The sequence below is a fragment of the Polaromonas sp. P1_F8 genome (assembly GCF_056405635.1).
Genome location: NZ_JBFUBS010000002.1, coordinates 261185 through 276598, shown reverse-complemented (window position 1 = coordinate 276598; position 15414 = coordinate 261185). Strand labels below are relative to the sequence as shown.

The following is a 15414-nucleotide window of genomic DNA, read 5'->3' as shown; positions in this document are numbered from 1 at the left end:
GGTCCGCGTGGCTGTTCTTCATGTGAAAGAGGGGTCTTTATGGCCGGCAGATCAATGTTGACGCGCAGGCACTGGCTGCGCCAGGGCGCCGGCCTGGCCGGCGCAGCGACGGTGGGCGTTGCGCAGCTTGCCCGCGCGCAGGCCGGCAAGCCGTTCACCATGTCCTATGGCTGGGTTCCATGGGCAGCGGGCAACTCGCCGATCACGCAGCACATGATCAACAAAAAGCTGGTCGAAAAACACGCCGCAGGGTTCGGCTACGACCTCACGATGGATTACCGCGCCTACCCCGCTGCGGCCCCGCAGGTCGAGGCTCTGGCCGCCGGCCAGCTCGACATGGCCATGTGGGGCAACACGCCGACGCTGCGCGCCATTGTCGCGAAGCTTCCGTTCAGCCTGGTGTCGGTGGCGGAAGGGCGGCTGCGCTTTTTGCTGTGCACGCGCAAGGACTCGCCCATCCGCAACGTGCAGGACCTCAAGGGCAAGACGGTCGGCACGCTGGTGGGCGCAGACCCGTACAACGCGTTCACGCAAATCCTGCGCTACGAGCTGGGCAACCCCGACCCGGCCGCGCACGGCATCCGCATGGTGCACCTGCCCACCTTGCCCGAAGCGGCGCAGGTGCCCAGCGGCGTGGACGCCACGCTCGCCGTGTACCCGGCCTTCCTGAAAGCGCAGACCACGGGCACGGTGGCTGTGATGAACTCCTACGGCTATACCGAAGCCCAGTACGACGGCCCCGCCGGCAAGGGCGCCGGAATTTTGCTGCCCTCGGTGAAGAACTCACCCTTTTACCCCGACGGCTATTACCTGCACCGGTCCTTCCGCATCGTGCACAACAACATCGTGGAAAAACACCCCAACCTGGTGCTGGCCTTTCTGCTGGCGCAGCAGGAAGCCGTGAGCGCGCTCAGCCAGGCCGACCCCGAGGCCGTCTCGCAACTGGTCAAGTCCTACTGGGGGCTGTCGCCGGCGGATGGCGCCAGGGTGGTTCGCGACGAAGTCGTGTTCCGCCGCGGCTGGGCGTGGTCCACCGAAGGCGACGCGCTGGCCTTGTTTGCCACCTCCAAAATGATTGCCGGCGCAAAAATCATCCCGCAGCCGTTGAGCTGGGCACAGGTCAAAAGCGTGTTTGTGCAAACCGCGCCGCTGGCCAAGCAGGCTTACGAGCGGCTGGGCGCCAAACCTGCCATCACGGAGTTCCAGAGCGCGAAGGTCGGCGACCTTCGCGGCCTGCCGTCATGGGAGATGGCGCGCTGGAAGGACCGAATCTAGCGGTTTGCTGGCTGCAGTCTGCTATTAAAAATATAGCTGCTTGCGCCCGTATTCATTGAGCTGCAACTGCTTTTCATGCATAAAAAACGGGCTTTTCGAGGCGATTTTGGGTGTGCGAAGGCCCCGGAGCCCACTTTTCAGGCATAAAAAAGGCCAGTAACCCAATAACGTCGGGCGCTGGCAGCTATTTAATTGATAGCAAAACTCCGATACTCACGCTCAGATGCAGGCCAGCTCCACCCATTGATGCAGTGTGTCCGGCTGCCGTATCACCTGCACCAGGCTGGCAACCGGCCCGTTTTTGCTGATGGCCAGCACCACGGTGTGCACGGCTCGGTCATTCAGTGCCGCGCGCAGCAGGGGCATGCCGGCGCTCTCGGGTGCTTCAGCGTCAAGGGGCACCGCGCGCAAGGCTTCCACCAGCCGCGTTGCCAGCGCCACGGTCAGTGCTGCAGGCCGTTCCATGTTCAGCCGTTGCGGAAAAGGAAGCTGTAGGCATTGAGCGCCGGCACGCCGCCCAGGTGCGCATACAGCACGCGGGAGCCGGCCGGAAACTCGCCGCGCCGCACCATGTCGATCATGCCCTGCATCGATTTGCCTTCGTACACCGGGTCGGTCAGCATGCCCTCCTGGCGGGCGCACAAGCGTATCGCCTCCAGCGTGCCTTCGGACGGCAGGCCGTATTCGGGGCCGCCGTAGCGGGTGTCGAGCACGACGTCTTTTTCGGTGATGGGGCGGCCCAGCTCCACCAGCTTGGCGGTGTTCTGCGCAATGCGCACAATCTGCGCGTGGGTTTGGGCCGGCTTGGCCGACGCATCGATGCCGATCACGCGGTCGGCACGGCCGTCTGCCGCAAAGCCCACCACCATGCCGGCCTGCGTGCTGCCGGTGACGGAGCACACCACGATGTAATCAAACTTGAAGCCCAGCTCGGCCTCCTGCGCGCGCACTTCTTCGGCAAAGCCAACAAAACCCAGGCCGCCATACGGGTGCTCTGAACAGCCCGCCGGAATCGGGAAGGGCTTGCCGCCCTTCTTGCGCACGTCTTCCATCGCCTGCTCCCAGCTCGGGCGGATGCCGATGTCAAAACCCGCCGCGTCCAGGCGCACGTCGGCGCCCATGATGCGCGACATCTCGATATTGCCCACGCGGTCATACACCGCGTCGGAGTAGTTGACCCAGTTCTCCTGCACCAGCACGCACTTCATGCCCAGGTGCGCCGCCACCGCCGCGACCTGGCGCGTCTGGTTCGACTGGATGCCGCCGATCGACACCAGCGTGTCGCAGCCCTGCTCCAGCGCCTCGGGGATCAGGTATTCCATCTTGCGCGTCTTGTTGCCGCCAAACGCCAGGCCGCTGTTGCAGTCTTCGCGCTTGGCAAACAGCTCGACCTTGCCGCCCAGGTGGGCGCTCAGGCGCTTGAGCGGCTGTATCGGGCTGGGCCCGAAGGTCAGCGGGTGTTTTGCAAATTTCTGGAGCTGGAGCGGATATTGAAGCGCAGATTGGAGTGGGAGAGGCATGGAAGTTTTTCTCGGTTGAAGCCCTGGTGCGTAGACTGAAATGGCCGCAAAGAAGGAGGGCATGTGGGTAAAGGGATTGGGTGCAGTCCTGGGTCAAATCGTATCGCCGGGGCTGTGGAATGAATTGCATACTTCAGCGAATAAAGCGACTCAGAAATCTTTGAATTGGATAAATGCAAAATTTATTTTGTTAAATTGCCATCTAGTGCAAGATTTGTACAATCTCCCAATGGAAAAAGAACTCGACCGGGTAGACCGCAAACTCCTGAAGCTGCTGCAGCAGGACGCCTCATTGCCCAACATGCAGCTGGCCGAAAAAACCAACCTCAGCGCACCAGCCTGTTCCAGGCGGGTGGCCAGGCTCAAGGAACTGGGGCTGATTCGCAAGACCGTGGCGCTGGTCAACCCGCGTGCGCTGGGCTACAACGGCCTGGTCATCATCGGTGTCGTGCTCGACCGCTCCACCACCGACTCATTCGCCGCGTTTGAAAAAGCCGCCGCCGGTTTGACGGGGTGCCTTGAGGTGCAACTGGTGACCGGTGAGTTTGATTATTTTGTGAAGCTGCGCATCAAAAGCATCGACTCGTTCAACGAGATGCACACCGCCCAGCTCGTGGCCCTGCCCGGCGTGCGGCAGGTGCGCACCTTTGTGTGCCTCAAGGAGGTGTTTGAGACGAACGTCATTCCGGTCTGAAGTGGCGGACTGGTTCGGGGATAAGTGACGCCGTCAATCCTTGCGCTCTTCATAAGCCGAGTCAGCCGAATACGCCGGGCGAATCCGCGTCTTTTTAACAATGCCGGCAGGCGTGAACAGAATCACCAGCTCCGGGTTGGTCACCGTGGCTTGCGATGTCTTTTTCCGGTAGACCCACACCTCGAATCCGCTGTCGAACTTCACCGACGTGGCGGCGTCACCCAGCGCGGCCGCCACCTCGGCTTTGGTGGACTGGCCGGCCACGATGGCGCCCTGCGCGCTTTCCATCGTCATGGCCGGGTCGCGAAAAGGCGGGGGCGCCTCTTGCGAGCCGAACAATCCCCCTGGGCCCGCGCAGCCGGCAAGCCACAGGCAGGCAAGCAGCATCGCACCGGCATGCCGCAACGTTTGATGGGGCAAGGTTTTCATCACGGCCCGTCCATGTACTCAAACTCCACCAGCGTGTCGTCCGGCCAGCTCCGGTCACCCAGCGGCAGCACGTAAGTCCGGTCCACCAGCACCTCGCAATCGCAATACGGCAGGTCGCCGTTCAGGTTGGGGTCGTCGCTGGCGGCGGCGTACAGCTTGTCGATGGAAAGAATCTCCCGCCGCGGGCCATTGACCATGGCTACGCTGAACAAAGGCCGATCTGCAAAGAAAAGATAAAGCGGCGCCTTCCTGTCGCAATAAGCCGGCGTATCCAGAATCACCCGCGCCAGCCGGCCGATCACGTTGGTGGTGTTCGACACCAGCCCTGCCTCCATGCCCACCCGGCATTCCAGCCGCAAGTCCCCCAGCCGACGCGTGTTGGGCGGCAGGCCCGGCGTGCGTATCTCCGTGCGCCACGTCATGGTCTGCGCCTTCCGGTTCGGGATCACCTGCGCGTTCTCGTCAAACGCCTTGGGGTTGCGCTCCAGCGTAAAGGTATGGTCCGGCGCCACTGCCACGCCAAACGCCACCGTCGTCCCGATGACCTCCATCTCGATGCGGTTCATCTCCGTTTCGCGCTTGCGCGGCAAGAGTTTGAAGCGCAGCGACGCATTGGGCGCCATGGCGGCGCGCTGCTTCTCGAAATGGTCCATGCCGCGGACCATCTTGCGGTAGGACTTTTCGACGGGGTCGCGGTTCGCCTTGGCGGCGATGGTGACCTGCGGCAGCGTGCCTGCGGCCTTGTCCTGCGCAGCGGTGCCCAGGCACGCAGCGGCCAGGGCTGATGCCAGGATCAGCCGTGTGGCGAGGCGAAAAGAGCGGGTTGACATGGCACCGTCGGTACGGAACGGATTCACAGGTAAAACCGATCCTAGTGCGCGCGAACACGCAGCTGTGTAGGACTTGTTCCACCGGTGCGGCGGGCCGCCGTTCCGCTCGCCGGTGGGCCTGCGCAAGGGGGTTCAGGGTTGAACAGAGGTGCTATCAAATCAGGAGCAGCTTGCGCCCGTCCTGATTGGATTTCAGGCACTTTTTATGCTTGAAACAGGCGTTTTTAAGGTGTTTTCCACACCCACCGGCGGCGTAATGAAGCGCCAGCGCTCACACCAGCGCCGGCAGGCTGTCCAGCACTTTGTCCAGTGTGATCGGGTAGTGGCGCACCCGCGCGCCGGTGGCGTTGTAGACCGCATTGGCCACTGCCGCGCCCACGCCGCAGATACCGAGTTCACCCACGCCCTTGGCCTTCATCGGCGATGAGGTCGGGTCGGTCTCTTCCAGGAAGATCACGTCCTGGTGCGGAATGTCGGCGTGCACCGGCACCTCGTAGCCCGCCAGGTCGTGGTTCACGAAAAAGCCGTGACGCTTGTCGACGGCGAGTTCTTCCATCAGCGCCGCGCCCACGCCCATGGTCATCGCGCCTATCACCTGGCTGCGCGCGCTCTTGGGGTTAAGGATGCGGCCCGCGGCGCAGACGGCCAGCATGCGCCGCACGCGAATCTCGCCGGTGTAGATGTCAACGGCCACTTCCACAAAGTGCGCGCCGAAGGTCGACTGCTGGACTTTCTTGCCCAGATCGCCGAACTCGATGGTGTCTTCAGCGACGAGGCCCTGGGCGCCGGCAGCTTCAGCCAGTGGAACGGTGCGGCCACCCGCGCTGACCATGCCGTCGGCAAACGTGATGTCTCCCTGGGTCATTCCCAGTTTTTGGGCGACGGCTTCGCGCAGCTTCATGCAGGCGGCGTACACGCCCGACGTGGAGCTGTTCGCGCCCCACTGCCCGCCGGAGCCGGCCGACACGGGAAAGGCGGAGTCACCCAGCCGCACAAACACCTTTTGCAGCGGCACGCCCATGACTTCAGCGGCGGTCTGCGCAATGACGGTGTAGGTGCCGGTGCCGATATCGGTCATGTCGGTTTCCACCGTGACGAGGCCGGTGTTGTCCAGCCGCACGCGCGCACCAGACGTCATCGTCAGGTTGTTGCGAAAAGCCGAGGCGACACCCAGGCCCACCAGCCAGCGCCCTTCACGCAGCTGGCCCGGTTTGGCTACGCGCCGGCTCCAGCCGAAGGTTTGCGCGCCGGTTCTCAGGCATTGAATCAACTGGCGCTGGGAGTAAGCACGGTCGGGTTTTTCAGGGTCTACCTGCGTGTCGTTGAGGACGCGGAACTCCACCGGGTCGATGCCCAGCTTTTCGGCCATTTCATCCATCGCAATCTCGAGCGCCATCAGGCCGGGCGCCTCGCCCGGTGCGCGCATCGCATTGCCCTCGGGCAGGTCCAGCACGGCCAGCCGTGTGGCGGTCATGCGGTTGGCGCCGGCGTAGAGCAGGCGCGTCTGGTTCACCGCGGTCTCGGGCCCGCCGCCGGGCAGGTCGCCTGACCAGCCCTCATGGCCGATGGAAGTGAGCTTGCCGTCGCGCCCCGCGCCCAGGCGTATGCGCTGGATGGTGGCCGGCCGGTGGGTGGTGTTGTTCATCATCAGTGGCCGCTGCAGCGCGACCTTGACCGGCCGCCCCGCCGCGCGCGCGCCCAGCGCGGCCAGCAACACATCGGCACGCAGGAAAAGCTTGCCGCCGAAGCCCCCGCCGATAAAGGGCGACACCAGCCTGACGTTGGCTTTGGGGATACCCAGCGTCTTGGCCAGATCGCCCACGCCCCAGTCGATCATCTGGTTGGCTGTCCATACTGTGAGCTTGTCGCCCGTCCACGCTGCGATGGTGGCGTGCGGCTCCATCATCGCGTGGGACTGGTCGGGTGTGGTGTAGGTGGCGTCCAGCTGCACAGGCGCCGCGGCAAAGGCGCCCGCGAAATCGCCCATCTTCGTTTCAGGCTCTCCCGAAAAATCAGACGCCTTGGCCAGCGGCGCGCCGTCTTTTTCAGACGCCAGGTTGAACTTGCCCGGCGTGCTCTCATAGACGATGCGCACGAGTTGCGCGGCGGCGCGTGCCTGCTCAAACGTGTTGGCCACCACCAGCGCCACGGCCTGGTGGTAGTGCTCAATCTCCGGCCCGCCCAGCAGTTTGGCCGTGTTGAAGCTGCCCTTGATGAGCTTGCCGGTATTCTCTGCCGTGACGATGGCCAGCACACCCGGCGCGGTGCGGGCCGCGCGCAAATCCATCGACGCGATGCGGCCCTTGGCGATGCCGGCGCCTACGACGTAGCCGTAAGCCGCGTCCGGTGCGGCGTCGTGGCGCTCGTAGGCGTAGGGCGCGGTGCCGGTGGTTTTGAGCGGGCCGTCTATGCGGTCGGTGGGCTTGCCGATGACCTTGAGCTGGTCAATGGGGTTGGTGGTGGCGGGGGTGTCGAATTTCACGATGCGCTCCTCGCCTGGGCCAGCACGGCGGCGATGGTTCGCTCTGCCAGTGGCAATTTGAAGGCGTTGTCATGTGTCGGCGTTGCGCCGGCCAGCACGCCGGCCGCAAGAGCCCGCGCACCTTGCGGCATGGCGGCCTCTGCGGCTTCAACGCGCCAGGGCTTGTGCGCCACGCCGCCCAGGGCCACCTTGCCGGAGCCATCACGCTGCACGATGGCAGCCACGGAAACGAGCGCGAAGGCGTAGGAGGCACGGTCACGCACCTTGCGGTAGATGTGCACGCCGCCGGCCGGGCGCGGCAGCGTCACAGCGGTGATCAGCTCACCGGGCTCCAGTGTGGTTTCGATGTGCGGCGTTTCGCCTGGCAGCCGGTGAAAGTCGGCAATCGGAATGACGCGTGCACGCCCGTCGGCCCGCACGGTTTCTACCGATGCGTCGAGCACCCGCATGGCAACAGCCATATCACTCGGGTGGGTGGCGATGCAGGCCTGGCTGGTGCCGATGATGCCGTGCTGGCGGTTCACGCCCCCGATGGCACTGCAGCCGCTGCCCGGCTGGCGCTTGTTGCAGGGCTGGTCGGTGTCGTAAAAGTAGGGGCAGCGCGTGCGCTGCAGCAGGTTGCCGGCGGTGGTCGCCTTGTTGCGCAACTGTCCGGATGCGCCCGCAAGCAGGGCCCGCGACAGAACGCCGTAGTCGCGCCGCACGCGCTCGTCTGAGGCGAGCGCGGTGTTGCGAACCATCGCGCCTACACGCAGGCCGCCCTCGGGCGTCGCTTCAATCTTGTCCAGCGCCAGCCCGTTCACGTCGACAAGATGCGCAGGCGCTTCGATCTGTAGCTTCATCAAATCCAGCAGGTTGGTGCCGCCTGCGATGAATTTTGCCGCCGGGTTGCGGGCCACCGCCGCGGCGGCTTGTGCCGGCGAGCTGGCGCGTTCGTAAGTGAAGGGTTTCATGCCTGCACCCCCGCCACTTCAGTGATGGCTTCAACGATGTTGGAGTAGGCGCCGCAGCGGCAGATGTTGCCGCTCATGCGCTCCCGAAGCTCGTCAGGCGAGAGCAGCGGCCGCGCCGTGATGTCCGCGCTGACGTGGCTGGGGACGCCCCGGCGGAGCTCGTCGAGTGCGCCGACGGCAGAGCAGATCTGGCCCGGTGTGCAGTAACCGCACTGGTAGCCGTCATGCTTGACGAAGGCTGTCTGCAGCGGATGCATGCGTTGCAAGGTTCCCAGCCCTTCGATGGTGGTCACCTTGCTGCCCTCATGCATCACGGCCAGCGTCAGGCAGGAATTGATGCGCTGCCCGTCGAGCAGCACGGTGCAGGCGCCGCATTGGCCGTGGTCGCAGCCCTTTTTGGTGCCGGTGAGGTGCAGATGCTCGCGCAAGGCATCAAGCAGCGTGGTGCGCGTGTCCAGGTTCAGGGTGTGTGCCGTGCCGTTGACCTCGATGGTTACGCGCCCCTGAGGGACGGAGCCGGGTGCGGCGAGCGGTGAAGAGGGGGCTGCGGTGGCGTCTGATGGCATAGTGGTCACAGCCGCTGAAGCGGCGCTAGCGATCAGGATACCTCGCCGGGAGATGGTGAGTGCATCGGTGGGGCTTTCCATGGCTTCTGCCTTTGTCCTTAAAAATGGAATGGGGAGTGGCGAAGTAAACCGCCAGCATCCCGGAGCAGGGCCGATTGCACTGTAGGAAACAGGCTTGGTGGGGAGTCAGTTGCCGCCACTACCACCACTGCCATCACTACCGCCGCCGCGTCGAGGTCAGGAAGCACGCCTGGCGCCTCCTCCTATTTCTTTTGCCTTACTTTGCCGACAGGTTGTCAAGCGAACCAAAGCCTTGACCCCGGCGGCGCGGTGCCTCGATCCGTTGGCAGCAGCAATCCTGCAAAGGGGCTGCGCGATGCGCTCAGGCAGAAATCCTGGGCTCTTCCGTCAGGCTGTAGCAGGTGAACACCTTGTTCAGGGCCGGCAAGGGCGCCACTTCCATTTCACCCACTGCGGGTTCCATGATGACCATGGCGACTGTGGCAGACAGGTTGTCGTGGCTGCCGATGCGGGGTGGGCGGCAGACGGAGTAGGGCAGGCCAAAGTTGTCAAAAAACGCGTTCTTCAATTCCTGGCGGCCCAGCTTGTCTTGCTGGTTCAGCAGCTTGCGCACGCGCCAGTCGCGGTAGTGGCTGTCGGGTGATTGGGAAATGCCCATGTCCACCAGCTTGCTGAGCGCTACCGGGCTCATCCAGTGGTTGGCGTGCACGATCAGGTTGTCGGCGCCGGGATAAATCGGAAACGATTCGTTGGTGGTGCATTCAAAATCGATACCGAAGCCCTGCGACATGCCCAGCATGATGTTGTTGGAGCAGGACTTGGGTGTTGCGGCCACGGCCTTCATGGCCAGCGAGAAAATCTCCTGCTCCAGCACTTTGCGGCGGATGAGGGACAGCGGCACGCCCAGCTGCTTAAAGTCGCGGTCTGATTCGAGGTAGTTGGCGGTGATCGACACGCCCGCGCTGTTGAAGCCGCTGCGGGCGAGCCCGCCGGCCTCGACAAAGGTCAAAAAGTCGGGGCCGTTGTCGTTGCGCACGCGCAGTACGACGGAGGTCTCGACGCATTCGGCGCGCCAGTCCCAGTTCTGGCCATGCAGCAGGTTGCCGTTGGCCGAACGCTCGGGCAGGATGAGGGCGCCGGTGCAGCCGTCGCCCGGCTCCTGGTCGGCCTGCGTGACCTTCTCGGCGCGGGCCTTGGCCAGCACCTCGGTGCGGGCGTTGATCATCACGATGTCCTGGAAGTCCACGCCTGCGCCCTCGGCAATGCCGCGCATCTCGTCGATGTAGTGGGGTGCGAAGTTGCCGATTTCCTTGGCGAAGAAGTCGATCAAGCGCGTGCGTGCCTGTTCGCTGTAGCCCAGGTTGACCAGGGTCTGACCGTACAGGCGCGCGCTGCCGCGTACCCGGTCGGCGGCCTGCTGCCCGTACTGCAGGCCGCGTTCATGTGGAGTGCCGGAGACGGAGATAAAGGGGAATTGCTCGATGTTTGCCATGCTGGGCTGCCGTAAAAAGTTGCGTGAAGAGGGATGACAGCCGCCGCAAGGCGCACCTGTCCATGCCTTGCGCGCGGGCCTGCGCGCGAGGCGACCAAGAGGGACGCTGAAAAGACTTACTTGGCAGCCAACTTGGTGTTCCAGAGCAGTGGCTTGCCTTCCCACACCGTGAAGCCGGACACGCGCTTGCGCACGGCCCAGGAGTCGGTCACGTTGTAGAGGATGATCAGCGGCGTCTTGGCGATCATCAACGCGTGCAGCTGGTCAAACAAGGCTTGGCGCTTTTTCGGGTCGGCTTCGGTGAAGCTCTGGTCGATCAGCTTTTGCGCAGCCGGGTCGTCCCACACCTTGCGCGGCTGCTTGGCCTTGGGGCCCGAGAACTGCTCGTAGCTCTGCGCCGGGTCCAGGCGCGAGGAATAAGTGAAGGAGCTCATCTGGTAGTTGCCGCTGTTGTAGCGGTCCAGCTGGGTCGCCCATTCGAGCACTTCGATCTGCGCGTTGATGCCCACGGCCTGCATCATGGCCTGGCTCATCACCGCGACCGAGAAGCTCGGCACATGCGCACGCTTGTTGGCCTGGATCACGATGGGCTGGCCTTTGTAGCCGGCTTCCTTCAGCAGCTGTTTGGCCTTGGCCGGGTCGTGGCGGTAGCCTTTTTTCTGCGCTGCGGTGTAGAAGGCCGAGCTGTCCTGGATGGCCGAGTTGTTGACGCGGGCCAGGCCTTCGGACGCGGCCGCGACGAGCTGGTTCATGTCGAGCGACAGCGCGATGGCCTGGCGGATGCGCTCGTCTTTAAGAAGCGGGTCATTGGTCTGCATCAGCAGCGTGTTTTTGCCCGCATCCACAGCGGCGACTACACTGAGGTTTTTATTCGCCTTGAGCTCCTGCACGTCGGACGAGGTGATCTGGCCGGCATCGATGGCGCCGGACTGCAGGCCGGCTTTGGAGGTCGACATGTCGGGTACCGTCAAAAACTTGACCTGCCCGACCAGCGGTTTTTTTAGGCCGAGGTAGCCGTCGGGCTTGGTACCGGGGGGCGACTGGTAGTCGGCAAATGCGCTGAGCGTCACGTACTCGCCGCGCTTCCATTCTTCAAACTTGAAGGGGCCGGTGCCGATGGGCTTGTCCCAGCTGCCGTCTTCCTTGACGGACTTTTTGTTCAGGATGGCCGTCATGCCGCAGTCGGTGCGGGCCAGGTTGTCCAAAAAGACGGCAGAGGGTTTGTCCAGCTGCATGACCACGGTTTGTGCGTCAGGCGCGGTGACCGAGGTCACCTTGACGCCGGAGCGGCCGTCAAATTCGCTGAGGCAGCGCCAGTCGGTCTTGGGGTCCATGTAGCGCTTCCAGCTCCACAGCACGTCGGCCGAGGTCATGGGCTCGCCATTGTGGAACTTCACGTTGGTGCGCAGCTTGAAGATGTAGGTCAGGCCGTCGGGGCTGGTGACGATGGAGCGCGCCAGCAGCGGGCCGACGGTGCCGTTCTCGTGGTAGGCCACCAGGCCTTCGACGATGTTGAGCACCACGCCGTCGGTGGTGTTGTCGCGGTTGACACCGGGGTTGGTCGAGCGGATGTCTGCCGGCTGCGCGACCACGATTTGTGGGGTCTGGGCCTGGGCCGCGGAACAGGCCGTCAGCACGGCGGTGGCCAGAAGTTTCAATCGAAGGGAAAGCATGAAAAGCTCCTTAAAAATCAGACCGGAAGAGGGTGTAAGGGGTTCAGGGCGCCTGCCGGCGCATCGGGTTCGTCAAACCGCCACTTGAGCTGCATGCCGCCCTGGCCGGTGGGCGTGAGCGCAGGAATCGCCGAGAGCAGCTTGCGTGTGTAGGCGTGCTGCGGGTTATCAAACACTTCGTCGCGGCTGCCCTGCTCGATGATCTGGCCGGCCTGCATCACGATCACGCGGTCGGCCACCTGTTCGACCACACCGAGGTCGTGGCTGATGAAGAGGCAGGCAAAACCGTGACGCTCCTGCAGCTCGGCCAGCAGCGCCAGCACCTGGGCACGCACGGTCACGTCGAGTGCCGACACCGGCTCGTCGGCAATCACAAAGGCCGGCTCACGTATCAGCGCGCGGGCAATCGCCACGCGTTGGCGCTGGCCGCCCGAGAGTTCGTGCGCGTAACGTTGCGCATGCCGGGGCTCCAAACCAACCTCATCAAGCATCTTCGCTACGCGCGTTTGCCGCTCGGCTGAAGAGAGGCCAGGAACCAGTCGCAGCCCTTCACCGACCAGCTGGCCAATGCTCATGCGCGGGTTGAGTGATGAATACGGGTCCTGGAAAACCATCTGACAATTGAGCCGGTAGTCCAGCCAGCCCGCATCGCTGCGCGCGATCGAACGCCCGCGAAAACGGATGTCGCCTTCAGTGGGTTTGATCAGACCTGCAATCGCGCGGCCCAGCGTGGTCTTGCCCGAGCCAGAGCCACCCACCACCGCGACGATTTCTCGTGGACGCACCACCAGGTCGATGCCATGCAGCACGCGCTTGGCGGCAGACCTGGCAAAGAGGCGGCGCTTGCCGGGATAGTCGAACACCAGGTTGCGCACTTCGATGACGGGTTGGTCGTCGGCAATCGTGCGGGCTGGTTGCCGGCGCGGGATGGCTTCGAGCAGCTTGCGTGTGTAGTCCTGCCTGGGGCCTGCCAGCAAGGCGGCGGTGTCGCCAGCCTCAACGACCTCGCCCTGCTGCATGACGATCATGCGCTGGGTGTAGCGCGCGACCATGGGCAGGTCGTGGCTGATCAGCAGCACGGCGGTGTTGTGTTCGCGTGTCAAGCCGACCATGAGTTCCAGCACGTCGCGCTGCACCAGTGCATCCAGGGCAGTGGTCGGCTCGTCGGCGATCAGCAGTGCGGGCTCCAGCAGCATGACCGAGGCCAGCATCATGCGCTGGCGCATACCGCCCGAAAATTCATGCGGCCAGGCGGCCAGCGCGGCTTGTGGATCGGTGATACCGACGCGCGCCAGCATGGCCAGGGCCTTGTCGCGTCGCGCAGTGGGCGAGAGTTCGAGCCGGTGCAGGGCCAGGCCTTCGTCGAGCTGCCGGCCAATCGTCATCGACGGGTTGAGCGAGGTCATGGGCTCCTGGAACACCATGCCGATGCGCGCGCCGCGCAGCTGGCGCAAACGCGCGTCGCCGGCCGCCGCCATGTCTTCGCCTTCAAACAGAATGCGGCCCGCGCTGCGCACCAACGGCGGCGGTGTGAGGCCCATGATGGCCCGGGCCGCCTGGGTTTTACCGCTGCCGGATTCGCCGACGATGCCGACGATTTCGCCGGGTGCGACGGTGAAGGACACATTGCGCACGATTTCGCGGCCGCCCTTGCCTATGGAAAGGCTGAGGCCTGAGACATCCACTAGGTGGTTCATTCGATGCCCCTCATGCGCGGATCCAGCAGGTCACGCACCGCGTCGCCCAGGAAGTTGATGCCCAGCAGCGTGAGCGCAATGCACAGGCCCGGGAAGATGGAAAGGTAAGTCGCCTGCGCCATGAAGGGCCGGGCCGCGGCCAGCATATTGCCCCAGGTGGGCGCGGGCGGCGGCACACCCAGGCCCAGGAAGGAGAGCGAACTCTCCGCCAGGATGACCCAGCCGAACATCGAGGTGGCCAACACCGTGAGCGGCGCCACGCAGTTGGGCAGCACGTGGCGGTACATGGTGTAGAGCTCCGAGTTGCCCAGCACACGCGAGGACTCGATGAACTCCTTTTCGCGCAGTGACATCACCGTGCCGCGCACGATGCGGGTGACCGAAGGCGTGTAGGCCAGGCCCAGCGCCAGGATGATGCCGTACTTGTTGGCGCCAAAGACCGCCAGCAGTGCCAGCGCCAGCAGCAGGCCGGGGAAGGCCAGCAGGGCATTGATGAAGGCCATGATGATGCGGTCGGTCCAGCCGCGCACAAAGCCCGTCAGCACGCCGATGGCGGTGCCTGCGGTGATAGAAAGCAGCACCGTGAGAAAACTGATCCAGACGCTGTTGGAGGCCCCGGCCATCAGGCGCGAGAGTTCGTCGCGGCCGAACTCGTCGGTGCCCAGCCAATAGGTGGCGCTGGGCGGTTTGAGGCGCGCCAGAAAATTGATCTTGAGCGGCTCGTGCGGCGTCCAGAAGAAGGCCAGCACGGCCGCCGCGAGGATGAGGCCCACGATGAAGAGGCCGATCAGGGCCTGAGGGGTAAGGAATTTCTTCATTCGGCCAGCACCCTGGGGTCGAAGATCGGATAGCAGAGGTCGATGACCAGGTTGGTGATGACATAGATCACGGCAACCAGCAGCAGGCAACCCTGGATCACCGGGTAGTCGCGCGCGAAGATCGCGTCAACCAGCAGGCGGCCCAGGCCTGGAATCGTGAACACGGTCTCCACAACAGCCACGCCGCCCAGCAGGTTGCCCAGTACGAGGCCGATCAAAGTCCAGGTCGGGCCGAAGGAGTTGCGAAAGGCGTGGTGCACCAGCACAGCACGCTCTGACAGACCCTTGGCGCGCGCATGCGTGATGTAGTCCAGCCGCAGCACTTCCAGCGTGCTGGCCCTGGCCATGCGGATCAGCACGCCGATCTCATGCAGGAACAGCGTGAGGATGGGCATCAGCAGGTACAGCAGGCCCGACTTCCAGTCGTTCATGATCGAGACATAGCCGACCACGGGCAGCCATTCGAGCTTCAGGCCAAAGAAGAGCAGCAGCAACAGGCCGAGCCAGAAGGTGGGGATGGACACCAGCAGGGTGGCGGTGCCGACCAGCATCAGGTCAGGCAGGCGGTTTTGCTTCCACGCGGCGATCATGCCGGCGGGCACTGCGACCAGGGTGGCGAACAGCACGGCAATCAGCACAATCTGCGCGCTGACCAGGAAGCGGCTCAGCACCAGTTGCAGCACGGGTTCGCCGGTGTTGATGGAAACACCGAGGTCACCGCCCAGGACGTGGCGGCCCCAGATGCCGAACTGTACCGGCCAGCTTTTGTCGAGCCCGAGCTGGGCGCGCAAGTCGGCCAGGCGCACCGGGTCGGCGAGGTCGCCCAGCAGCAGCTGCGCCGGGTCGCCGGGGATGAGCCGGATCAGCACAAAGACCGCCACCGCAACGATCAGCAGCGTCGGTATGGCCATGAAAAGACGGGACAGCGCAAAACGCAGCATGGTCAGTCTTCAGGTTTGAGGTT

The 15414-nt window shown here is 64.1% G+C and carries 14 protein-coding genes; 2 read left to right on the top strand and 12 right to left on the bottom strand.

The window, feature by feature from the left end; genetic code table 11:
• Window positions 1-39: 39 nt before the first annotated feature.
• The gene (locus tag AC1D1J_RS10260) at window positions 40-1275 is read left to right on the top strand and encodes an ABC transporter substrate-binding protein (protein WP_477694616.1); all 1236 of its coding nucleotides are present in this window, start codon (window positions 40-42) and stop codon (window positions 1273-1275) included.
• A 219-nt stretch (window positions 1276-1494) separates the two neighbouring features.
• Here AC1D1J_RS10260 and AC1D1J_RS10255 read toward each other — a convergent pair whose 3' ends face one another.
• Window positions 1495-1740 (bottom strand): hypothetical protein, encoded by a 246-nt coding sequence (locus AC1D1J_RS10255; protein WP_477686154.1) that lies wholly within the window; start codon window positions 1738-1740, stop codon window positions 1495-1497.
• 2 nt (window positions 1741-1742) lie between these two features.
• Entirely contained in the window at window positions 1743-2795 is a 1053-nt protein-coding gene (locus AC1D1J_RS10250; protein WP_477694615.1) for a 1-aminocyclopropane-1-carboxylate deaminase, read from the bottom strand.
• 229 nt (window positions 2796-3024) lie between these two features.
• Here AC1D1J_RS10250 and AC1D1J_RS10245 point away from each other — a divergent pair, with 229 nt between their 5' ends.
• Window positions 3025-3489, top strand: a complete 465-nt coding sequence (locus AC1D1J_RS10245; protein WP_477694614.1) for an Lrp/AsnC family transcriptional regulator — start codon at window positions 3025-3027, stop codon at window positions 3487-3489.
• A 33-nt stretch (window positions 3490-3522) separates the two neighbouring features.
• On the opposite strand, the gene AC1D1J_RS10240 is transcribed toward AC1D1J_RS10245, so the two are convergent.
• The 10 genes from AC1D1J_RS10240 to AC1D1J_RS10195 all read right to left on the bottom strand — a co-directional run bounded on the left by AC1D1J_RS10240 (window position 3523) and on the right by AC1D1J_RS10195 (window position 15391).
• Entirely contained in the window at window positions 3523-3918 is a 396-nt protein-coding gene (locus tag AC1D1J_RS10240) for a hypothetical protein (protein WP_477694613.1), read from the bottom strand.
• Window positions 3918-4748, bottom strand: a complete 831-nt coding sequence (locus AC1D1J_RS10235) for a hypothetical protein (RefSeq protein WP_477694612.1) — start codon at window positions 4746-4748, stop codon at window positions 3918-3920. Before AC1D1J_RS10235 ends, AC1D1J_RS10240 begins: the two co-directional genes overlap by 1 nt.
• Before the next feature lie 271 nt (window positions 4749-5019).
• Complete coding sequence (gene paoC, locus AC1D1J_RS10230; RefSeq protein ID WP_477694611.1) at window positions 5020-7230, bottom strand: aldehyde oxidoreductase molybdenum-binding subunit PaoC; 2211 nt, start codon at window positions 7228-7230, stop codon at window positions 5020-5022.
• Entirely contained in the window at window positions 7227-8183 is a 957-nt protein-coding gene (locus tag AC1D1J_RS10225; protein WP_477686148.1) for an FAD binding domain-containing protein, read from the bottom strand. The genes paoC and AC1D1J_RS10225 overlap by 4 nt, the downstream gene beginning before the upstream one ends.
• Window positions 8180-8830 carry an aldehyde dehydrogenase iron-sulfur subunit PaoA gene (paoA, locus tag AC1D1J_RS10220; RefSeq protein WP_477686147.1) on the bottom strand — a complete coding sequence of 217 codons (651 nt, stop codon included), beginning with the start codon at window positions 8828-8830 and terminating at the stop codon, window positions 8180-8182. Before paoA ends, AC1D1J_RS10225 begins: the two co-directional genes overlap by 4 nt.
• Before the next feature lie 301 nt (window positions 8831-9131).
• Window positions 9132-10262, bottom strand: coding sequence for a C45 family autoproteolytic acyltransferase/hydolase (locus tag AC1D1J_RS10215; RefSeq protein ID WP_477694610.1), 1131 nt, complete (start codon window positions 10260-10262; stop codon window positions 9132-9134).
• Window positions 10263-10378: 116 nt separating this feature from the next.
• Window positions 10379-11935: an ABC transporter substrate-binding protein gene (locus tag AC1D1J_RS10210; protein WP_477694609.1), complete on the bottom strand. Its 1557-nt coding sequence runs from the start codon at window positions 11933-11935 to the stop codon at window positions 10379-10381.
• A 17-nt stretch (window positions 11936-11952) separates the two neighbouring features.
• The gene (locus AC1D1J_RS10205; RefSeq protein WP_477694608.1) at window positions 11953-13632 is read right to left on the bottom strand and encodes an ABC transporter ATP-binding protein; all 1680 of its coding nucleotides are present in this window, start codon (window positions 13630-13632) and stop codon (window positions 11953-11955) included.
• Complete coding sequence (locus AC1D1J_RS10200; protein ID WP_477694607.1) at window positions 13629-14450, bottom strand: ABC transporter permease; 822 nt, start codon at window positions 14448-14450, stop codon at window positions 13629-13631. Before AC1D1J_RS10200 ends, AC1D1J_RS10205 begins: the two co-directional genes overlap by 4 nt.
• A complete protein-coding gene (locus tag AC1D1J_RS10195; protein WP_477694606.1) occupies window positions 14447-15391 on the bottom strand; it encodes an ABC transporter permease in 945 nt (314 codons plus the stop codon). Before AC1D1J_RS10195 ends, AC1D1J_RS10200 begins: the two co-directional genes overlap by 4 nt.
• Between the last annotated feature and the right edge of the window lie 23 nt (window positions 15392-15414).

Bases quoted from the DNA above. Each gene is read 5' to 3' on its own strand.
- AC1D1J_RS10260 (WP_477694616.1), top strand. From the start codon at position 40: ATGGCCGGCAGATCAATGTTGACGCGCAGGCACTGGCTGCGCCAGGGC.
- AC1D1J_RS10255 (WP_477686154.1), bottom strand. From the start codon at position 1,740: ATGGAACGGCCTGCAGCACTGACCGTGGCGCTGGCAACGCGGCTGGTG.
- AC1D1J_RS10250 (WP_477694615.1), bottom strand. From the start codon at position 2,795: ATGCCTCTCCCACTCCAATCTGCGCTTCAATATCCGCTCCAGCTCCAG.
- AC1D1J_RS10245 (WP_477694614.1), top strand. From the start codon at position 3,025: ATGGAAAAAGAACTCGACCGGGTAGACCGCAAACTCCTGAAGCTGCTG.
- AC1D1J_RS10240 (WP_477694613.1), bottom strand. From the start codon at position 3,918: ATGAAAACCTTGCCCCATCAAACGTTGCGGCATGCCGGTGCGATGCTG.
- AC1D1J_RS10235 (WP_477694612.1), bottom strand. From the start codon at position 4,748: ATGTCAACCCGCTCTTTTCGCCTCGCCACACGGCTGATCCTGGCATCA.
- AC1D1J_RS10225 (WP_477686148.1), bottom strand. From the start codon at position 8,183: ATGAAACCCTTCACTTACGAACGCGCCAGCTCGCCGGCACAAGCCGCC.
- paoA (WP_477686147.1), bottom strand. From the start codon at position 8,830: ATGGAAAGCCCCACCGATGCACTCACCATCTCCCGGCGAGGTATCCTG.
- AC1D1J_RS10215 (WP_477694610.1), bottom strand. From the start codon at position 10,262: ATGGCAAACATCGAGCAATTCCCCTTTATCTCCGTCTCCGGCACTCCA.
- AC1D1J_RS10210 (WP_477694609.1), bottom strand. From the start codon at position 11,935: ATGCTTTCCCTTCGATTGAAACTTCTGGCCACCGCCGTGCTGACGGCC.
- AC1D1J_RS10205 (WP_477694608.1), bottom strand. From the start codon at position 13,632: ATGAACCACCTAGTGGATGTCTCAGGCCTCAGCCTTTCCATAGGCAAG.
- AC1D1J_RS10200 (WP_477694607.1), bottom strand. From the start codon at position 14,450: ATGAAGAAATTCCTTACCCCTCAGGCCCTGATCGGCCTCTTCATCGTG.
- AC1D1J_RS10195 (WP_477694606.1), bottom strand. From the start codon at position 15,391: ATGCTGCGTTTTGCGCTGTCCCGTCTTTTCATGGCCATACCGACGCTG.